14 protein-coding genes are annotated in these 17,662 nt (G+C 65.2%); 4 read left to right on the top strand and 10 right to left on the bottom strand.

Annotated elements, in window-relative coordinates:
• Positions 1–8: 8 nt before the first annotated feature.
• The 8 genes from AAIO73_RS03785 to glpK form a co-directional block, all read right to left on the bottom strand.
• Positions 9–2,321 carry a TonB-dependent receptor domain-containing protein gene (locus tag AAIO73_RS03785; protein WP_345876407.1) on the bottom strand — a complete coding sequence of 771 codons (2,313 nt, stop codon included), beginning with the start codon at positions 2,319–2,321 and terminating at the stop codon, positions 9–11.
• A 207-nt stretch (positions 2,322–2,528) separates the two neighbouring features.
• Positions 2,529–4,910: a glycoside hydrolase family 31 protein gene (locus tag AAIO73_RS03780; RefSeq protein WP_345876406.1), complete on the bottom strand. Its 2,382-nt coding sequence runs from the start codon at positions 4,908–4,910 to the stop codon at positions 2,529–2,531.
• Positions 4,907–6,160, bottom strand: a complete 1,254-nt coding sequence (locus tag AAIO73_RS03775; RefSeq protein ID WP_345876404.1) for an MFS transporter — start codon at positions 6,158–6,160, stop codon at positions 4,907–4,909. Before AAIO73_RS03775 ends, AAIO73_RS03780 begins: the two co-directional genes overlap by 4 nt.
• Before the next feature lie 36 nt (positions 6,161–6,196).
• Complete coding sequence (locus AAIO73_RS03770) at positions 6,197–6,979, bottom strand: DeoR/GlpR family DNA-binding transcription regulator (RefSeq protein WP_345876403.1); 783 nt, start codon at positions 6,977–6,979, stop codon at positions 6,197–6,199.
• Complete coding sequence (locus AAIO73_RS03765; protein ID WP_526023759.1) at positions 6,976–8,502, bottom strand: glycerol-3-phosphate dehydrogenase; 1,527 nt, start codon at positions 8,500–8,502, stop codon at positions 6,976–6,978. Before AAIO73_RS03765 ends, AAIO73_RS03770 begins: the two co-directional genes overlap by 4 nt.
• A gap of 365 nt (positions 8,503–8,867) precedes the next feature.
• Positions 8,868–9,902 (bottom strand): class 1 fructose-bisphosphatase, encoded by a 1,035-nt coding sequence (locus tag AAIO73_RS03760; protein ID WP_345876400.1) that lies wholly within the window; start codon positions 9,900–9,902, stop codon positions 8,868–8,870.
• Positions 9,889–10,704, bottom strand: coding sequence for a triose-phosphate isomerase (gene tpiA, locus AAIO73_RS03755; protein ID WP_345876399.1), 816 nt, complete (start codon positions 10,702–10,704; stop codon positions 9,889–9,891). The genes AAIO73_RS03760 and tpiA overlap by 14 nt, the downstream gene beginning before the upstream one ends.
• Positions 10,701–12,185, bottom strand: a complete 1,485-nt coding sequence (gene glpK, locus AAIO73_RS03750; protein WP_345876398.1) for a glycerol kinase GlpK — start codon at positions 12,183–12,185, stop codon at positions 10,701–10,703. The genes tpiA and glpK overlap by 4 nt, the downstream gene beginning before the upstream one ends.
• Positions 12,186–12,330: 145 nt before the next feature.
• On the opposite strand from glpK, the gene AAIO73_RS03745 reads away from it, so the two are divergent.
• Entirely contained in the window at positions 12,331–12,765 is a 435-nt protein-coding gene (locus tag AAIO73_RS03745; protein ID WP_345876397.1) for a transposase, read from the top strand.
• A gap of 90 nt (positions 12,766–12,855) precedes the next feature.
• The gene (locus AAIO73_RS03740) at positions 12,856–13,011 is read left to right on the top strand and encodes a hypothetical protein (RefSeq protein ID WP_345876395.1); all 156 of its coding nucleotides are present in this window, start codon (positions 12,856–12,858) and stop codon (positions 13,009–13,011) included.
• A gap of 752 nt (positions 13,012–13,763) precedes the next feature.
• On the opposite strand, the gene AAIO73_RS03735 is transcribed toward AAIO73_RS03740, so the two are convergent.
• Positions 13,764–14,651, bottom strand: coding sequence for a LysR family transcriptional regulator (locus tag AAIO73_RS03735; protein WP_345876393.1), 888 nt, complete (start codon positions 14,649–14,651; stop codon positions 13,764–13,766).
• Between the two features lie 95 nt (positions 14,652–14,746).
• Between AAIO73_RS03735 and AAIO73_RS03730 the strand changes: the two genes are divergently transcribed.
• Together AAIO73_RS03730 and AAIO73_RS03725 are read left to right on the top strand one after the other, a co-directional pair.
• Positions 14,747–15,850: an aldo/keto reductase gene (locus AAIO73_RS03730; RefSeq protein ID WP_345876391.1), complete on the top strand. Its 1,104-nt coding sequence runs from the start codon at positions 14,747–14,749 to the stop codon at positions 15,848–15,850.
• Positions 15,851–15,978: 128 nt separating this feature from the next.
• A complete protein-coding gene (locus AAIO73_RS03725) occupies positions 15,979–16,923 on the top strand; it encodes an NAD(P)/FAD-dependent oxidoreductase (protein ID WP_345876390.1) in 945 nt (314 codons plus the stop codon).
• A 130-nt stretch (positions 16,924–17,053) separates the two neighbouring features.
• Here AAIO73_RS03725 and AAIO73_RS03720 read toward each other — a convergent pair whose 3' ends face one another.
• Complete coding sequence (locus AAIO73_RS03720; RefSeq protein WP_345876389.1) at positions 17,054–17,656, bottom strand: FMN-dependent NADH-azoreductase; 603 nt, start codon at positions 17,654–17,656, stop codon at positions 17,054–17,056.
• Between the last annotated feature and the right edge of the window lie 6 nt (positions 17,657–17,662).

The raw sequence follows: 17,662 nt of genomic DNA, 5'->3' as shown, positions 1-17,662 counted from the left end.
CGCCGCGATCAGAAGTTCACGCCGGCACGGATACCGGCATAGCGACGGAAATCGCGCGGCAGGACCGCCTGCGTGGCGATATTGCCGCCGAAATTGCCGGCGGTGTTGACCAGCGACCCGTAATATTGCTGGTCGAACAGGTTGTTGACGAACGCCACGACTTCCCAACGGCGATCTTCGTCACGCACGCCCAGCCCGATATTGACGATGTGGAAGGCGGGCTGGAACGTCTCGGGGTCGCGCGGCTGGAAATACAGGCTGCTCTGATATTGCCAGTTGAACTGGGCGATACCGCGCAGGTTCTCGGTCAGCGCGGGCGAATAATCGCCGCCGAGGTTGAACTTCCATTCCGGCGCCTGGATCACGCGGGTGTCGGTCAGGTTCTGGCGGGTTGGCGTGCCGGTGCACCCCTGCGCCGCGGTCTGCAGCGGATAGCATTGCGCGACGTCGAAACTGGTATAGCGCGCGTCGAGATAGGTGACCGCGCCGTTCAGGCTGAGATCCTCGCCCAGTCGCAACGAACTCTCGACCTCGACGCCCTTGGTGTTCAGCCGTCCGACATTGGTTAGGCGGTAGTTGGAGGTGCCATCGGCCAGCGTCTCGATGGTCTGCGCCTGCAGGTTGCGATAATTGGTGTCGAACAGCGTCGCGTTCAGCGTCAGGCGGCGGTTGAACCACTGGCTGCGGATGCCGAGTTCCTTGTCGCGCGACCGTTCCGGACGGACCGGTCCTGCCGATGCCCGGTTCAGGTTGAACCCGGTCGTCAGGTCGTAGGTCTGCCCCTTATACCCTGTCGCATAGGTCAGGAAGCCGTTGATGTCGGGCGTAAAATCATAGCGCGCGCTGAGGCGGTAGGTCGCCGCCGTGTCGCTGGCATTGCCGGCATAGCGGGTGCGCGCCAGATCGTCGGCAAAGGTATAGGATACGCGTTCGTTCTGCACGCGCGCACCGCCGGTCAGCGTCAGCGCGTCGATCACCGACCAGTCAGCCTGGACGAAGCCCGCGACCTGCCGCGAGCGCGCCGTGGCATACCAGTTGGCCAGCGAGAAGGACGGCCCGCGGAAGAAGGGCCGTTCGAACTTCACGCCCGCGACATAGGCACCGATGGTGTAGCGGAACGGCTGCTCGCTCAGAGACTGAAGGCGGACTTCCTCGGTCACCTGTTCGGACTTGAACTGGCCGACCTGGATATTGCTGCCCTGCGCCACGGTCGCGGCCGTATCGTCATGGTCGAGATAGTCGTACAGGTGGAACCTGTCGTAGGAGCTGATCGTGACGAGGTTCATGTCGCCCAGCGCGAACTCGCCGCGAATATAGCCGCCGCCGCCCTGATATTTGGTGCGGGAATCGTAGTTGTTGGCGATGTCCTGATTGTCCGGGCCGATCATCACCCCGGGCAGCACCACGTCCGGCGTTTGGCCGGCGATCCCGCGCAACCGGGCATTCTGGCCGAAGCGCAGGAACGGGCGCCCCACGTCGCTGTTGCCGTTGATGTAATTGGCGGCGACGGTCAGCGAGGCGTCGCTGGTCGGTTCCCAGCGCAGCTTGCCGCGCAGGTTCAGCGTTTCGCGGCCATTGACCTCCTTGTCATTGACCACGTTGCGAACATTGCCGTCCCAATAGTTATAGGCTGCCGACACGACATAGCCCAGATTGTCGCCCGCCGGGCCGGACACGCTGAAATTCAGCCCGCGCTCTTCATCGGTCGTCAGTAGCGCATTGCCGCGCACCCGCAGCGTATCGGTCGGGTTGCGAGTGATCAGGTTGATCAGGCCCGCCGAGGCCGACTTGCCGTACAGCGTGCTTTGCGGCCCGCGCAGCACCTCGATCCGCTCGACATCGGGAAGATCGGTGAAAGCGCGCGCCTGGAACGCCAGCGGCACTTCGTCGACCATCACCGCCACGCTCGATTCCACGCCGATGCCGAAGGCGAAGGTGCCGACGCCGCGCAGCGAAATATTCGAGTTCTGCGGCTGTTCGGCCGGGCGGACGACCAGCGACGGGGCGATCTTGCCGATATCGGCAAAGTTGCGCACGCCCGCGCTCGCCAGTTGCGCCGGTGCGATCACCGATACGGCGAGCGGCACCTTCTGCACATTCTCGGCGCGCTTGTTGGCGGTGACGATGATTTCGCCGGCATCGTCGGGACTGGGAGCGACTTCGCTGGTCGGGCCGTTGGGCGCGCTCTGCTGATCGGCGGTCAGCGCACCGGGCGGCGTCTGCGCTGCGACCTGATCCGCGTCCTGCGCCAGTGTCGGCTGCGCCGCGACCGTTGCCGCGACGATCAGCGCGGCGTGGCATACCGAATGCATGAGCTTCATCGAACCCTCCCCAATGCAATTTTGATTTCGGCGACTCTCCGCGGTCACCCGATCCGCTCATCTTCCATATTGGTCAGGCCATATCAAGTATATTTATCTAGAATGGACTGACAAATAAGCATTGTCACTATGCAAGTATTTGAGACGCACAAATGCGACCGGCCAATTTATGCCGAACACTGAATTGAATTTGCGGGGCTACTGTCGTTATCGCATAAGCCGCATGCCTCGTCGCCCTGCAATCTCGACCGGTTCGCCACCCTCGACCAGCATTTCGCGGTGGTCGCCCGGCGCCAGCAACATGGTAATGGCGCGTCCTGCCGGGACGCCATCGCACGCGACCTGCAACCGCACCGACGCGGCATCGGCGGAGCCGGTCACCGACCAGCGCCACGGCGCGCCATGCCCGTCGCCGGCATCCTCCCACGCATCGCAGTCGAATGCGCCCGTTTCCGGTGGGAACAGCCACATGCCGAGCTGCATCGCGCCCGGACGCCAACCGCCCGTCGCCAGATCGACCAGCATCGCAGATCCCGCCCGCGCCAGCAGCGGCGGCGGTCCGTCGAGCGATGCCGCCAGTCGTGCGGTACTGCCGCCTGCGAAGCGCCGGCCCGTCCAGACATTGATCCAGTCGGCACCGACCGGCAGCCGGACGTCGCGCTCGACCACGCCCGGCTCGACGAGCAGCGGCACCAGCAGATTGGTCCCAAGCAGATGGTCGTCGCCCTCGCCCCACGCCGCCGGATCGCTCGGGAAATCCAGCCAGAGCGGACGCACCATCGGCGCATAGTCGCGATGATAGCGCAGCAGCAGGTCGTACAGGAACGGTACCAGCGTCTGCCGCAACGCCAGCAGCCGGCGGATCGCCGGCGTCGCTTCCGGGTGCATCCACGGTTCGTTGACGGTGCGGTCGTCGTTCCAGCTATGGATCGAGAAGCGCGGCATCAGCACACCCGCCTGGACCCAGCGCACCAGCAGTTCGGGCGACGGTGCAGGTCCCGAAAAGCCGCCGACATCGTCACCGCTGTTCGACACCCCCGACAGGGCAAGGCCGATCGCCTGCCGCGCATTGTAGCGGATCGTCTTCCATTCGGTGCGGTTGTCGCCGCTCCATGTCTGGGCATAGCGTTGCAGCCCGGCCATGCCCGAGCGGGTGACGACATAGGGCCGTTCGTCGGGCCGCGCCTCGACCTGCGCGCGGCGCGACGCGCGGGTCATCAGCAGCGGCAGCACCGGGCGCATTGCCGCCGCCGGAACGGCCTTGCCGAACCCGGCGAACCGGGCGCGGGCGTCCCATAGCTCATATTCGTTATTGTCGTTCCACGTCGCGACCATTCCCTGGTCGAGCAGCGCATCGCGCACCTGCGCGCGCCACCAGTCGGCGGCGGCGGGGTTGGTGAAGTCGATATAGCTGCCGACCTCGTCCCAGAACTGCGCCTCGACCGGGTGTCCGTCGGCGTCGTTGACGAACAGGCCGGCGGCGGCGACCTCGTCATAGCGCGGATGGCTGCGCAGCAGAGCGGGCTTGATATTGGGGACCAGCCGGACGCCGGCATCGGCATAGCTGGCGACGAAGCCGGCGGGGTCGGGGAACTTGTCGCGGTTCCAGTGGAACACGTACCGTTTGTCGCCGATCGACGTATAGCCCGATGACAGATGGAAGGACGTGCAGCCGAGATCATGTTCGGCCAGCTTGTCGAGGAATCCGCCCATCTGCGCCGCTGCATCAGGCGCATCGGTATAGGTCATGGTCGACCCCGAATAGCCGAGCGACCAGCGCGGCATCAGCGCCGGGCGACCGGTCAGCCAGGTAAAGCGCTGCGTCACCGTCAGCGGATCGGGCCCGGCGATCATCCACAGGTCGACATCGCCATGGCTGGCGACGACATGGCGGTAGAGACCGTGATAATTGTCGAGCTCGCGCCCCAGATCGACGGTGATATCGGCGCTGCTGTCGTAAAAGCTGCCATGACACCGGCCCTCGGCGTCGGCGACGAGCAGATAGGGGATCGACTTGTAAAGCGGGTCGCTCGTCTCCGCATCGAAGCCCATCGGGTCGACATTGGTCAGTCGGAACGACCGCCCCGCCCGGTCGCAATCGCCGGTCCGGTCGCCCAGGCCATAGAAGCGCTCGCCCGGCCGCCGCGCGACATAATGGTGCGCGCGTCCGTCCCACCAGCCAAAGTCATAGGCTTGCGTTGGTCGGTCGGTCGCCATCAGATGCCAGTCGTCGCCGTCGCGCTGCTCCCAGGTGCAATGCAGGCCGTGGCGGCGGATGGTGACGCGCAGCCGCTGCGTCGTAACGGTGATCGTGTCGTCGGCTTCGGAAACCATGGGGTCGGGACAGGTGAAACCCGCCACGGCCATCCGGTCGCGACCGGGCTCGGCGATATCGGTGGCGCCCGGCGCGATCGCCCAGCTCGGCGGGCTGGTGACGGTCCCGTCGCCCAGCAGCAGCAACCGCGCAACATCCTCCTCCAGCACGAAGAGATGCGCGACCGCGCCGGTATCGGCGGTCAGCGTCAGCCGACCCCGCGCCCGTTCGGTCAGCGCAAAGCGCGGCGGGTTCGAAAGCGTGGCGCGTCTCATCGGGATTCCTTGGGCCGGGAGAGGATGGGCAGGCAGGCGATCAGCACGACCGCGCCGATCACATCGAACAGCGACAGCGCGGCGAACAGGGGCGCATAGCCGGTGACGTCGGCGAGCTGCCCGATCAGCAGCGAGAAGAGCAGCCCGCCGGTCCACCCCGCCTGCCCGATAAAGCCGTTGGCGGTGCCGATCTCCTGCGGCGTGAAGACGTCGGCAGACAGGGTGTTGATCAGCACCGAGATCATCTGATGCGCAAAGCCCCCGATGCTGAACAGCGCAATCGCGAGATACGGGCTGCCGGCGAGGCCAATAAAGCCCGGCGCGATCATCAGCGCGGCACCGATCGCGACGCCGGTCACCCGCGACGGGATCAGCGACAGGTTGAACCGGTTCATCAAGAGCGGTGAAAGATAGCCGCCGAACACGCCGCCCAGATCGGCGGCGAGGAAGGGCAGCCACGCGAACAGCGCGATCTGTTTCAAATCCATGCCGCGTTCGGTCGCTAGATAGAGCGGGATCCAGAAGCTGAACGTCTGCCACGCCGGTTCGGCGAGAAAGCGCGGCACGGCCAGCGCCCAGAAGCGCCCGCTCTTCACGATCTGCCGCGCGCTCGACGGGGCGACGGCGGCCGGACGATCGGCGGCGATCAGCGCCGCTTCGTCGGGGGTGATGGCGGGGTGCATCGCCGGACTGCGGTAAAAGGCATACCATGCCGCCGCCCACAACAGCCCGACCGCGCCGGTGACGACGAACGCCATCCGCCAGTCGGCCCAGAGCGACACGGCCACCACCACCGGCGGCGCGATCAGCGCGCCGAGCGAGGTGCCGGCATTGAACCATCCGACCGCGACCGAACGCTGGCGCGCCGGGAACCACTCGGCGATCGCCTTGATCCCCGACGGCACCGCCGCCGATTCCGCCAATCCCAGCAGCCCGCGGAACAGCGCGAGGCCCAGCCACCCGGCCGCCAGCGCATGGAGCATATTGGCCAGCGACCACGCGATGCCGAACATCGCGAAACCGGCGCGCAGCCCGATGCGGTCGACGATCGCCCCCGCGATCGGCTGGCCGATGGTATAGGCGAGCTGGAACGCGCCGACGACATAGCTGTATTGCTGCGTCGACATCGACAGCGTCGATTTCAGCTCGGGCGCGAGCACGCCCAGCGAATTGCGCGCGAGATAATTGGCGATGGTGCCGAGGCAGATGAGCCCGACGATCCACCAGCGCAGATTGGAAATCCGCCGCATGCTCCCCTCCCTCTCCTTGCCTGCCGGTGTTTCCGGTCAGGCGGTTTGCGTCACCTTCACCCGCGCCGCTTCGCACGCTGCGGCGATCTGCGGATCGTCGAGCGCGTCGGTCACCAGATGGTCGATCCGGTCCAGACCGGCGATACGGACCGGCGCAGGTCGGCCGAACTTGCTGCGATCGACCGCCAGGATCGTGGTGCGCGCGTGATCGATGATCCGCTGCGACACCCGCACCTCATCGATGTCGAAATCGAGCAGGCTGCCGTCGCGGTCGATCGCCGATGCGCCGATCAGCGCGTAATCGACCTTGAACCCGCCGATAAAATCCATCGCCAGCGCGCCGACGACCGCGCCGTCGCTGGGCCGCACCCGTCCGCCCGCCACGACGACCTCGATCGTCGGTCGCGACGCCAGGATCGACACGACATTCAGATTGTTGGTGACGACCAGCAGATGGCGATGATCGACCAGCGCACGGGCGATCGCTTCGGTGGTGGTACCGATATTGATGAACAGGCTGGCCCCGTTCGGCACCAGCGCCGCCGCGGCCCGGCCGATCGCCGCCTTCGCCTCGGCCGCGATATGGCCGCGCGCCTCGCGGTCCAGATTGTCGACGCCAGAGGTGACGACCGCGCCGCCATGGACCCGCGACAGCATCGATCGTTCGGCCAGCAGGTTCAGGTCGCGGCGGATCGTCTGCGGCGTGACGCCCAGTTCGGCGGCCAGCGCGTCGACCGCGACGCTGCCGGTCCGCCGCGCGACGGCGAGGATCGCGGCATGGCGCTGCGCCACCGCATCGGGCAGGTCGGTCGCGATCATGCTGCGCTCAGCGCCGGCGCCGCGTCGGCCAGATACGCCGCCAGCCGCTCGGCGGTGCCGGCCGGGACATGCAGTCCCAGCTTGCTGCGGCGGAACAGGATATCCTCGGCATCGACCGCCCATTCGCGCGTTCGCAGATAATCGACTTCCCGCGTCGTCAGCCCGCCGCCCAGATCGTCGCCCAGCCCCGCCAGCGTCGTTGCCGAGCCGAGCAGATCGAGTGTGCAGCTGCCATAGGCGCGGACCAGCCGACGCAGCAGGTCGCGCGGCAGCCCCGGTCGTTCGGCGACCAGCTTCGCCAGATATACGTCGAAATCGGCGAAATCGCCACCCGGCAACGTAGCGCCCGCCGTCCACGCCCCGCGTGCCCCCGGACAGAAGGGCGCCAGCTTTTCGAGCGCATGTTCGGCCAGCTTGCGATAGGTCGTGATTTTGCCGCCGAAGATGCTGAGCTTCGGCGCCTTGCCGTCATCGGCATCGAGGTCGAGCACATAGTCGCGCGTCACCGCCGACGCGCTGCCAGCATTGTCGTCGTAGAGCGGGCGGATGCCGGCATAGCTCCACACGATATCGTCGGCGCCGACGCTGCGGGTGAAATAACGCGCGATGGTGTCGAGCAGATAGCGCGTCTCCTCCGCGCCGATCGCCGCCTTGCCGGGCGCACCTTCCCACGGCTCGTCGGTAGTGCCGACCAGCGTGAAATCGCGTTCATAGGGAATGGCGAAGACGATGCGGCGGTCGGGATTCTGCAGCATCAGCGCATGATCGCCGTCATACAGTTTCGGCACGATCAGGTGGCTGCCCTTGATGAGCCGCACCGGCCGTTCGGCGCGGTGGTCGCCGCTGCGCTCCAGCACGTCGGCGACCCATGGGCCGGCAGCGTTGACGAGGATGCGCGCGCGAACCGTCCGCTCACCCGCACCGTCCGCGATCGTCGCGGTCCAGCCGTTGCCGTCGCGCGTCGCGCGCACCAGCCGGGTCCGGGTCAGCACTTGCGCTCCGCGATCGGCCGCATCGCGGGCGTTCAGCACGACCAACCGGCTGTCCTCGACCCAGCAATCCGAATAGACGAAGCCGCGTCCGGCGCGATCCTTCAGCCCGGCGCCCAGCGCCGAGGTGTTCAGTCGCACCGTCTCGGTCGCCGGCAGTTTCTTGCGCCCGCCCAGATGGTCGTAGAGGAACAGTCCCAACCGCACCATCCACGCCGGTCGCGGCGACTGGGTCTGCGGCAGGACGAAGCGCAGCGGCCAGATGATGTGCGGCGCCATCGCCCAGAGCCGCTCGCGCTCGATCAGCGCCTCGCGCACCAGACGGAACTCGCCATATTCCAGATAGCGCAGGCCGCCATGGATCAGCTTGGTCGATGCCGACGAGGTGTGGCTGGCCAGATCGTCCTGCTCGACCAGCATCACCGACAGCCCCCGGCCGGCGGCATCGCGCGCGATCCCGGCACCGTTGATGCCGCCGCCGACGACCAGCAGATCGAACTCGGGAGGTTTCGCTTCGACTCGCATAACGAACATATCTACGCGCGAACGAAAGCAATCAATCGAAAAAACGAACTTTTTCGTCAATTTTCTCGGATAGTTCGAAAACGCGGCCTGCGCGGAAAATCGCAGCCTGCGCAGAGACGATGATCGGGTCCGAACGGATGGATTTGCCGGATTGGCGGCTTAGGGCATGGAACGGCGGCGACCGCAGGGTGATCGCGCAACCGTAGACGTTCGGTTCGACACACAGGCCGCCGCCGGCCCCGACGCCACGTCACCGCTGCCCCGCAGGACGTTCGTTGCGTACGCCATGTTCGAAACGCGCGCTCGTTCGAACATCGCTCGGCCCATCTCGGCCCCCGACGACCCGCCGACCGTCAGGAACCGCGATCCCGCGCTTATCCGTCGTACGTCTCGGTCAACGTCCGTACTTCCTCGGCATCACCGATCAGGACGCCTACCCGCTGGTGCAGGCCGACCGGCGCGATGGTCATGATCGGCTGATAGCCATTGCTGGCCAGCCCGCCGGCCTGTTCGATCAGCATCGCCATCGGATTGGCTTCATAGAGCAGCCGCAGCCGTGCCTTGCCGGCGCTGCGATGATCCGCCGGATAGAGGAACACGCCGCCCCGCTTCAGGATACGATGGATGTCCGCCACCATCGATGCGGTCCAGCGCATGTTGTAATCGATGCCGAGCGGCCCTTCGGACCCTTGAATCCGTTCCTCGATATAGCGGCTTACCCCCGGCGACCATTGCCGCCGCCGCGCGGTGTTGATCGCGAATTCGCGCGTGCCGGCGGGAATGCGCATCGGCCCGTCGGTCAGCCGCCACGACCCGACCTCGCGATCGAGAGTGAATTCATACACCCCGTCGCCCACCGTCAGCACCAGCAGCGCCTGCGGTCCATAGATCGCGTAGCCCGCCGCGACCTGCGCGCTACCGGGTTGCAGGAAGTCGGCTTCGGTCACGTCGCGGCCAGCGCAATCCTCCGGCGCGCGCAGCACCGAAAAGATCGTGCCGACCGACAGGTCGACATCGACATTGCTCGACCCGTCGATCGGATCGAACAGCAGCAGATATTCGCCCTTGGGATAACGGTTGGGAATACGATGGATCGTCTCCATCTCCTCCGACGCCATCGCCGCCAGATGGCCGCCCCATTCATTGGCATCGAGCAGCAGTTCGTTTGCGATCACGTCCAGCTTCTTCTGGACCTCGCCCTGTACATTCTCGCTGCCCAGCGCGCCGAGCACGTCGCCCAGCGCGCCCTTGGAGATCGCATGGCCGATCGTCTTGCACGCGCGCGCCACCGTCTCGATCAACAGACGCAGTTCGGCGGGGCAGCTCTCCGCATCCCGGCGCTGCTGTTCGATCAGGAACCGCGACAACGTGATCGCCGCCTGCGCCGATGGATTGTCAAACGTCATCATCGGGTTCCTTCATCGACCGGACCGCCGGATTCGATTCTCGGCGGCGATTATATTGCATGCGTATCGGACACTGATCGGACACCAGCCGCCCCGCCCGTTCAAGCAGGGCGATCATCGCGCCGAACGACACCGGCGACAGGCTGGCCCCGCCGACGAGGAAACCGTCGATGCCGCCATCGGCCAACAACGGTTCGCACGTGTCCGGCGTCGCCGAACCACCATAGAGGATTGGCACGTCCCCGACCTGCGCCGCGATCCGCCGTGTCATCATGGCCACGTCGGCGGGCGTCGGCGTCGTCCCGCTGCCGATCGCCCAGACCGGTTCGTACGCGATGACCAGATTGGCCGGATCGACGCCGGCAAGCGACTGGCGAAGCTGCGCCTCGACCATGGCGTGCGCCTGTCCCTGCCGCCGCATCTCGATCGTTTCACCGACGCACAGCACCGCACAAAGGCCTGCCGCCTGCGCCGCGCGGATTTTCGCGGCGACCAGTGCATCGTCCTCGCCTGCCGCGCGTCGCTCGCTATGGCCGGCCAGGACGAGCCGCGCACCGGCCTCCCGCAGCATCGTCGCCGAAACTTCGCCGGTATGCGCCCCGGCCGCCGCCGGGTGACAATCCTGCCCGCCGATCGATAGCGTCGGGAACGCCGACGCCGCCCGGTGGATCAGCGTCGCGGGAATACACAGCGCCACCGCCACCCCTGACGCCGCAGCGGCCTGTTCGGCGATCGTCGCCATCGCCAACAGCGAGCCGCCATCGCCATGCATCTTCCAGTTGCCGATCAGGATGCGCCGCTTCATCGCACCGTCCGAAGCGTCCGCTGCACCGCATCCCGCCAGCCCGCGACCAGCGGCGCGCGGGTCGGCGCATCCATGGCCGGTTCGAAACACGCCTCGCGCGACCATAGCCGCTCCAGCGCATCGAGCCCCGACCACACCCCGGTCGCCAGCCCCGCATGGAACGCCGCGCCGCGCGCCGTCGTCTCCAGGTCGACCGGGCGTTCGACGGGCGTGTCGATCATGCTGGCAAGGAAGCGGCACAGCCAGTCATTGGCCGCCATCCCGCCATCGATCCGCAGGATGGCAGGCCCCGTGCCGGCATCGGCCCGCATCGCCTCGGCGAGGTCCATCGTCTGATAGGCGACCGATTCCAGCGCCGCCCGCGCCAGATGCGCCGCCGTCGCGTCCAGCGTCAGGCCATAGATCGCCCCGCGTGCATCCGGCTCCCAATAGGGCGCGCCCAGCCCGACAAAGGCGGGCACCATATAGACGCCATGGCTGTCGGGCACGCGTGTCGCCATGTCGTTGGTCTCGCGGGCATGGGTGATGACGCCCAGGCCGTCGCGCAGCCACTTGATCGCCGCGCCCGCGACGAAGATCGATCCCTCCAGGGCATAGGTCGTCTTGCCGTCCAGTCGATAGGCGGGCGTCGTCAGCAACCGGTGCTGCGATGCCACTGCCTCTGCGCCCGTATTGAGCAGCATGAAGCAGCCCGTGCCATAGGTCGACTTCGCCATGCCGCGCCGGAAACAGGCCTGACCGAACAGCGCGGCCTGCTGGTCGCCCGCCATGCCGGCGATCGGGATCGCCGCCCCGAACAGGTCGGTCGTACCGAAGACATGTGCGTTATCCTGCACGTCGGGCAGCATCGCCATCGGCACGCGCAGCAGGCGACACAATTCCGCGTCCCATTCGCCCCGATGGATGTTGAACATCATCGTCCGGCTCGCATTCGTCACATCGGTGGCGTGGACGCTACCCTCGGTCAGCCGCCACAACAGAAAGCTGTCGATCGTCCCGAACGCCAGTTCGCCGCGCTCGGCCCGCGCACGTGCGCCTTCGACATGATCGAGCAACCACGCAAGCTTGGTCGCGGAGAAATAGGGATCGATCAGCAGACCGGTCCGCTGACGCACCAGATCCTCCGCACCGTCCGCTTTGAGCTGTTGGCACAATGAAATACCGCGCCGGTCCTGCCATACGATCGCGCGATGGATCGGCTCGCCGGTCGCGCGGTCCCAGACGACGACGGTCTCGCGCTGGTTGGTGATGCCGATCGCCGCGATCGCCGATGCGTCGACGCCGCTTTCCGCAATCGCCTGTCGCGCGGTTGCCAGCGCGTCGCGCCAGATATCCTCGGGGTCATGCTCGACCCAGCCGAGCGAAGGATAATGTTGCGGAAACTCGGCCTGAGCGATCGCCACCCGCCGGGCCGCACCATCGAAGACAATACTACGCGTAGAGGTCGTACCCTGATCGATCACTAGAATGTGCGATGCCACCGTAGCCTCTCCTATTTTCGTTCGAAGGCGTATCAATTTTCGGACGAACGTCAACAATTTCGTTTGTGATGCCTGGTAAGGCATCGTGGCCAAAGCGTGACGCCGTAACTCACCACTGACTCAAGGCTGCCTTTTGAAGGCCGGCTTGGGCGAGCGGATCGGTTTGTCAGATGAGGAATGGTCGCTGACCGGGCCGCTTTTGCCTGCAGAGCGCGGCCTCGGCTGTAGTCCCGCTGCCAACACCTGGCCCTTTTTCGAAGGCATGCTGCGGGTTGCGCGGACGAGTGCGCAATGGCGGCATTTGCCGGAGGAATATGGCAAGTGGAACAGCGTGTTCCGCCGCTACCATAGCTGGGCGACGATCGGTGTCTTCGATGCCATGCTGGAGGCGCTGGCCAATGCGATAGAATGCGATGGTCGCGCCGACATGATCGACAGCACGGTCGTCCGGGCGCACCATTGTGCCGTGGGCATAAAAGGCACTGGCGCGGCCGAGTGGCTCGGCCGATCCGCGACGGCTTCACCACCAAACTCCATGCCCGTTGCGATGTCAGAGGTCGCGCGTTCGCCTTCGTGCTGAGGCCGGATCAGGCACATGACACGCGAGGCTTCGGACCGCCGATGCGCATGATCGCCGGCCGGATCGACACTCTACTTGGAGACAAAGGCCATGGACAGCGACGCAGTCCGCGACGTCCTGACCAACATGAACGTCGAGGCCGTGATCCCCGCTCGGCGCAACCGCCGAAATCTGACTGCGCAGGATCGGGGCAAGTACCGCTGGCGCAGTCAAACCAAGCGCCTGTTCAACAAACGCAAGAGTTAGCGACGGATCGCCATCCGGTACCACAAAACCGCCAAGCCCTACATCGGCCTCATCAGCCTTACATCAGTCCTGCGCTGGCTGCCCTTTGTCCACGATGCCTAGTCCAGATGTCATCGAACATGAACGCAGATCGCCACCGCTAAGGAGATGGACCAGCAGCGCTACCTTAGCAAAATCGTCGGGTGTTTCCTGTGCCATTTGGCGCGCTCCAGGTCACGCAGAGCATGACAATGCAACATCGGCGGCGGCTACAGCCCGTCAAATCCGTCCCACATACCTGCCCTACAATCGGCAGGATTCTTGTTGCAAGGTGTTGTATTCTAATAATAATTGAAAACCGGCTGGGGCGGCGGGATTTTCATCCCAGCGAAGCTTTTCGCAAATACCTGATTCTACTAGCGCGCAGGTACCGCCTGCACACACCGTTGCTCCAGTGCATTGGCACAAAATTTTAATCAGACTTCAGCCGATTTTTTTGACGCTGGAAAGAACCACTTTCTGGGACCGGCAGCTGAGAAGATCGACAGTCGTCCATCAGCCTGCTGCACGCCATTATGACTGCCGAGCGGCGATCGACACATGCTGGGCGAGTAGAGCCACTTCCAGCCGTTCGAGCCAGCCTTCCCGTTTCCCAACTCCGGACACTCATTCATGACCTCGGGTCTTTGAAGGCTAACAGCGACGTCCTCCAGCGAAGCGCCTCGTGGTCCTGATCGTCAAATGCCCTTGATCTTGTCGAAATCCGCTTGCGATCAGGCGCGCATCGCCGCCACGAACGCCTGAAAAGCAGCAGTCGGTTGGCGGCGGCTTGGATAATAGAGGTGGTTCGGCGCCAATATGGGCGCCCAGCCGGCGAGCACTTCGACCAGCGTGCCGTCTGCCAGTGCCTGTGCAGCGTGCGGCAGCGGCAGGCAAGTAACGCCCAGCCCTGCCACCGCGGCGCCACGCATCACGTCGATATCGTTGGTGATGAAGTCGCCTCGGACCGACCGTTCCACCGTCCGGCCGTCCCGCTCGAATTCCCATCGGTGTACGACGCCGGACGACGTGTACCGGTAACATAGGCACCGATGCGCGACGAGATCGTCGGGATCGGTTGGTGCGGGATGGTTGGCCAGGTAGGCCGGGGCGGCAACGAAGACGAGTGGGACCGTCGCGCTGATCCGCACCGATATCATGTCGGCCTGCAGCGTCTGCGCGTGCCGGACCCCGCAGTCGAAACGGTCCGCGACGATGTCGACGAACCCGTCGTCGACCACCAGCTCAACCGCGATGTCGGGATAGGCGCGCGCAAAATCGACCAGCCGTGGCAGGATGGCGTAAAGCGCCGCGACCCGGTGCGCGCTGACCCGGATTCGCCCGGCCGGTCGGTCGCGGGCGTTATCCAGGTCGGCCAACGCGCCCGCGACCGAAGCGATCGCCGGTCTCAACCGCATCAGCAGTTCCTCACCTGCAAGCGTCGGCGCCAGCGACCGGGTGGTACGGTCGAGCAGCCGGACGCCCAGTTTCGTTTCGAGCGACCGCATCGCATGGCTCAAGGCCGAGGCGGACAATCCAAGACGCGTCGCCGCTCGCGCGAAGCTGCCAGCCTCGGCGATTGTCTCGAACACCGCCAGACCGGACCAGAGATCGCGATCCATTCCTGAACATCCTTCAGCAACCCATGCGCCGCAAATGATCTAATCCTCGCGCCGTCCGGCGTCCATCTGGAGACAACACATTGCAGGATGCGATCATGAAACTCGACACCTATCGCCCGCTCGGCCGCTCCGGCCTTCTCGTCAGTCCGCTGGCACTCGGTACGATGACCTTTGGCACGCCGCGATGGGGGCTGGACGAGCGCGGAAGCCGCGCGGTGTTCGATCGCTACACCGATCTTGGCGGCAATTTCATCGACACCGCCGACGTCTATGCAGGCGGGCGATCGGAAGAGATGGTCGGTAGTTTTGTCGCCGCGCAATCGTCGCGCGATCGACTGGTGGTCGCTACGAAATCGGGGTTTGCGACTGGTCGCGGCTATCATGCAGGCGGTAATGGCGCGCGCCACATTTTGGCGTCCGTCGAAGGATCGCTCCGCCGACTCCGGACGGACTTCATCGACCTGTACTGGGTACATGTCTGGGACGGCATCACGCCGCCCGAGGAACTGTTGCGGACGATGACCGCGCTCGTCGCAGCGGGCAAGATCCGCTACTGGGGCATATCCAACACCCCGGCCTGGTATGTCGCCGAATTAGCGACGCTGGCACGGGTCCAAGGCAATCCGGCGCCGATCGGCCTGCAATATTTCTATTCGCTGGTCGAACGCGGAGTCGAGGCCGAGCACCTGCCGCTCGCGCGATCGGCGGGTATGGGTCTCGTGCCCTGGAGCCCCCTCGCCTATGGCCTGCTCACCGGCAAATACGACCGCGCGACCGTTGAGGCAGGTCCGAAGCGCGCGGGCGGCATCCCCAACCAAGCCGGGGAGGACGATACGGCGCGGTCCGCCAGCGACAAGCGGCTCGATGGCGACAATCCGTTCGGCGACACGCTGTTTACCGAGCGCAACTGGCAGATCCTCGACGAACTAAAACGCGTCGCCGCGGAGGTTGACGAGACGCCGGCGCGGGTCGCGCTATCGTGGGTGGTCGGACAGCCTGGCGTCACATCGACGTTGATGGGCGTGAGCCGCGCGGAGCAGGTAACCGACAATGTCGCCACCCTCAGCCTTACCCTGTCAACCGATCACCGTACTGCGCTCGACGCAGTGAGCGGTAGCAACCTGCCGTTTCTCTACAGCCTGTTCGCCCCCGCCATGCGCAACCAAGTCGTCTTCGGCGGCGGAGACGTTCGAAGCTGAACCGTCATTCTGGAGCCGCTCGCCCAAGACGGAATCTACGTGTGGTCGGCTCCAATCGAGAAACTCAGCGTTTGAAGCTGTCCGGTCTACAGCAAGTTCGTTTGCTGAACGCCGGCACGGGGATAGTTATGCGGATCGGAATCATCGGGGCGGGAATGGCCGGCCTGTCCTGTGGGCAGGCGCTTCGTCATCAGGGTCACGATGTCATCGTGTTCGACAAGGGGCGCGGGCCGGGTGGCCGCATGTCGACCCGCCGCATCGACAGCCCGCTGGGGGAAGCCGCTTTCGATCATGGCGCGCAATATCTGACGGCACGCCATCCCGCGTTCGTCGCGCAGGTCGAACGCTGGGCGCAAGACGGCCACGTCGCGCGCTGGTCGCCCGCCGGCTTGGATGCGTGGGTCGGGACGCCGGCGATGAACGCACCGATCCGCGCGATGGCGAACGGCAGCGACGTCCGCTGGAACACGGCCATCGACACTTTGACCTATGACGGCGAATGGCGGATCGGTCACGAGCGGTTCGACGCGGCGATCGTCGCGGTGCCCGCCGAACAGGTCGCGCCCTTGGTCGCCGCCCACGATGTAGCGCTGGCCGATGCAGCCCGTTCCGCGGTGTCCGACCCGTGCTGGACCGTCATGGCAGCCTATGCCGGCACCGTACCGATCGATCGCGATCGGCTCACTGATCTCGGCATCATCGGATCCGCCGTCCGCAACTCGGCCAAGCCAGCCCGGACTGGACCGGAGGCCTGGGTCCTTCAGGCCAGTGCCGACTGGTCGCGCACGCATCTCGAAAACGATCCGGGCACGGTGCAGCGCGCGCTTCTCGCGGCGTTCGCGGACCATATCGGCGCCCGGTCGCCTGCTGTCGTCGCGACCAGCGTCCATCGCTGGCGGTATGCGAAGGTCGACGCATTGAACCACTGCGCGATCTGGAGCGCTGATATCCGGCTAGGCGCCTGCGGCGACTGGCTTCTCGGACCGCGGATCGAAGCTGCCTGGCTGTCGGGACAGCATCTCGCCGAGATCGTAGGATCGACAAATTGGAATCGTTCCCAACAGAATGTCTGATGCCACCCAGGTCCGGTCATTCCGCTTCAATTGCTCTGTTTTAATATCCGCCATCTGTTCAAATCTCTTCGGAAGTTTCAATTAGGTGGCCAGCCACGGGCCGGTCTCCGTGGGTGACTTCACTTTCGACCTAATCGAGCGGCGACCGTCTGAATTTTTTCGCGGCACTCGTCATTGCGGCATGATGCTGCTCGGGTCCGTAAGCGATGCCTTCCGCCTGGATCACCTCGACGTCCTGAATGCCGAAGAAATTGAAGATCGCCGTAAGGTAGGTCGACAGATGATCGTACGCTGCGAACGGTCCTCGCGAGTAGATCCCGCCCGATGAGAGTATGAGATAGACTCGACCGCTCAGCAAATCACGTGGTCCCTCCGCCGTGTAGCCGAAGATCTGCCCTGCAATCGAGACATGATCGACTCGCGCCTTCAATGTCGAGGGCACGGTGAACATGGGCGAACCGACCACGACGACATCCGCTGCCTTTAGCTCGTCAACTAGAGCCTTGAACCGGCGCATCGTCTCGGCCAGCTTGGTGTCGCTGGAGTCCTCGCCGGTCCAGGCATCGCGGATCGTCGTGTCGACATGAGGAAGCGGGTTTGCGAAAAGATCCCGGTACACGATCGTCGCATCCGGGTTAGCCGTTCCGAGCCAGGCAACGAGTTCGCTGGAGAGGCGGCGTGTATGCGAGGCATTGCTGTCGCTCGCACTGGCATCGATGTGCAGGATGTTCATGGCTCA

Source organism: Sphingomonas epibiotica (genome assembly GCF_039615155.1).
In the GTDB taxonomy this organism is placed as follows: Bacteria; Pseudomonadota; Alphaproteobacteria; order Sphingomonadales; family Sphingomonadaceae; genus Sphingomonas.
Note: the sequence above shows the minus strand (reverse complement) of the source record. Positions and strands in the feature narration are given on the sequence as shown.

What these genes read in the sequence shown, in the direction of transcription:
- AAIO73_RS03770 (WP_345876403.1), bottom strand. Translation starts at nt 6,979, where the DNA reads ATGATCGCGACCGACCTGCCCGATGCGGTGGCGCAGCGCCATGCCGCG.
- AAIO73_RS03785 (WP_345876407.1), bottom strand. Translation starts at nt 2,321, where the DNA reads ATGAAGCTCATGCATTCGGTATGCCACGCCGCGCTGATCGTCGCGGCA.
- AAIO73_RS03765 (WP_526023759.1), bottom strand. Translation starts at nt 8,502, where the DNA reads ATGTTCGTTATGCGAGTCGAAGCGAAACCTCCCGAGTTCGATCTGCTG.
- AAIO73_RS03735 (WP_345876393.1), bottom strand. Translation starts at nt 14,651, where the DNA reads ATGGATCGCGATCTCTGGTCCGGTCTGGCGGTGTTCGAGACAATCGCC.
- AAIO73_RS03775 (WP_345876404.1), bottom strand. Translation starts at nt 6,160, where the DNA reads ATGCGGCGGATTTCCAATCTGCGCTGGTGGATCGTCGGGCTCATCTGC.
- AAIO73_RS03740 (WP_345876395.1), top strand. Translation starts at nt 12,856, where the DNA reads ATGGACAGCGACGCAGTCCGCGACGTCCTGACCAACATGAACGTCGAG.
- AAIO73_RS03760 (WP_345876400.1), bottom strand. Translation starts at nt 9,902, where the DNA reads ATGATGACGTTTGACAATCCATCGGCGCAGGCGGCGATCACGTTGTCG.
- AAIO73_RS03780 (WP_345876406.1), bottom strand. Translation starts at nt 4,910, where the DNA reads ATGAGACGCGCCACGCTTTCGAACCCGCCGCGCTTTGCGCTGACCGAA.
- AAIO73_RS03720 (WP_345876389.1), bottom strand. Translation starts at nt 17,656, where the DNA reads ATGAACATCCTGCACATCGATGCCAGTGCGAGCGACAGCAATGCCTCG.
- AAIO73_RS03730 (WP_345876391.1), top strand. Translation starts at nt 14,747, where the DNA reads ATGAAACTCGACACCTATCGCCCGCTCGGCCGCTCCGGCCTTCTCGTC.
- AAIO73_RS03725 (WP_345876390.1), top strand. Translation starts at nt 15,979, where the DNA reads ATGCGGATCGGAATCATCGGGGCGGGAATGGCCGGCCTGTCCTGTGGG.
- tpiA (WP_345876399.1), bottom strand. Translation starts at nt 10,704, where the DNA reads ATGAAGCGGCGCATCCTGATCGGCAACTGGAAGATGCATGGCGATGGC.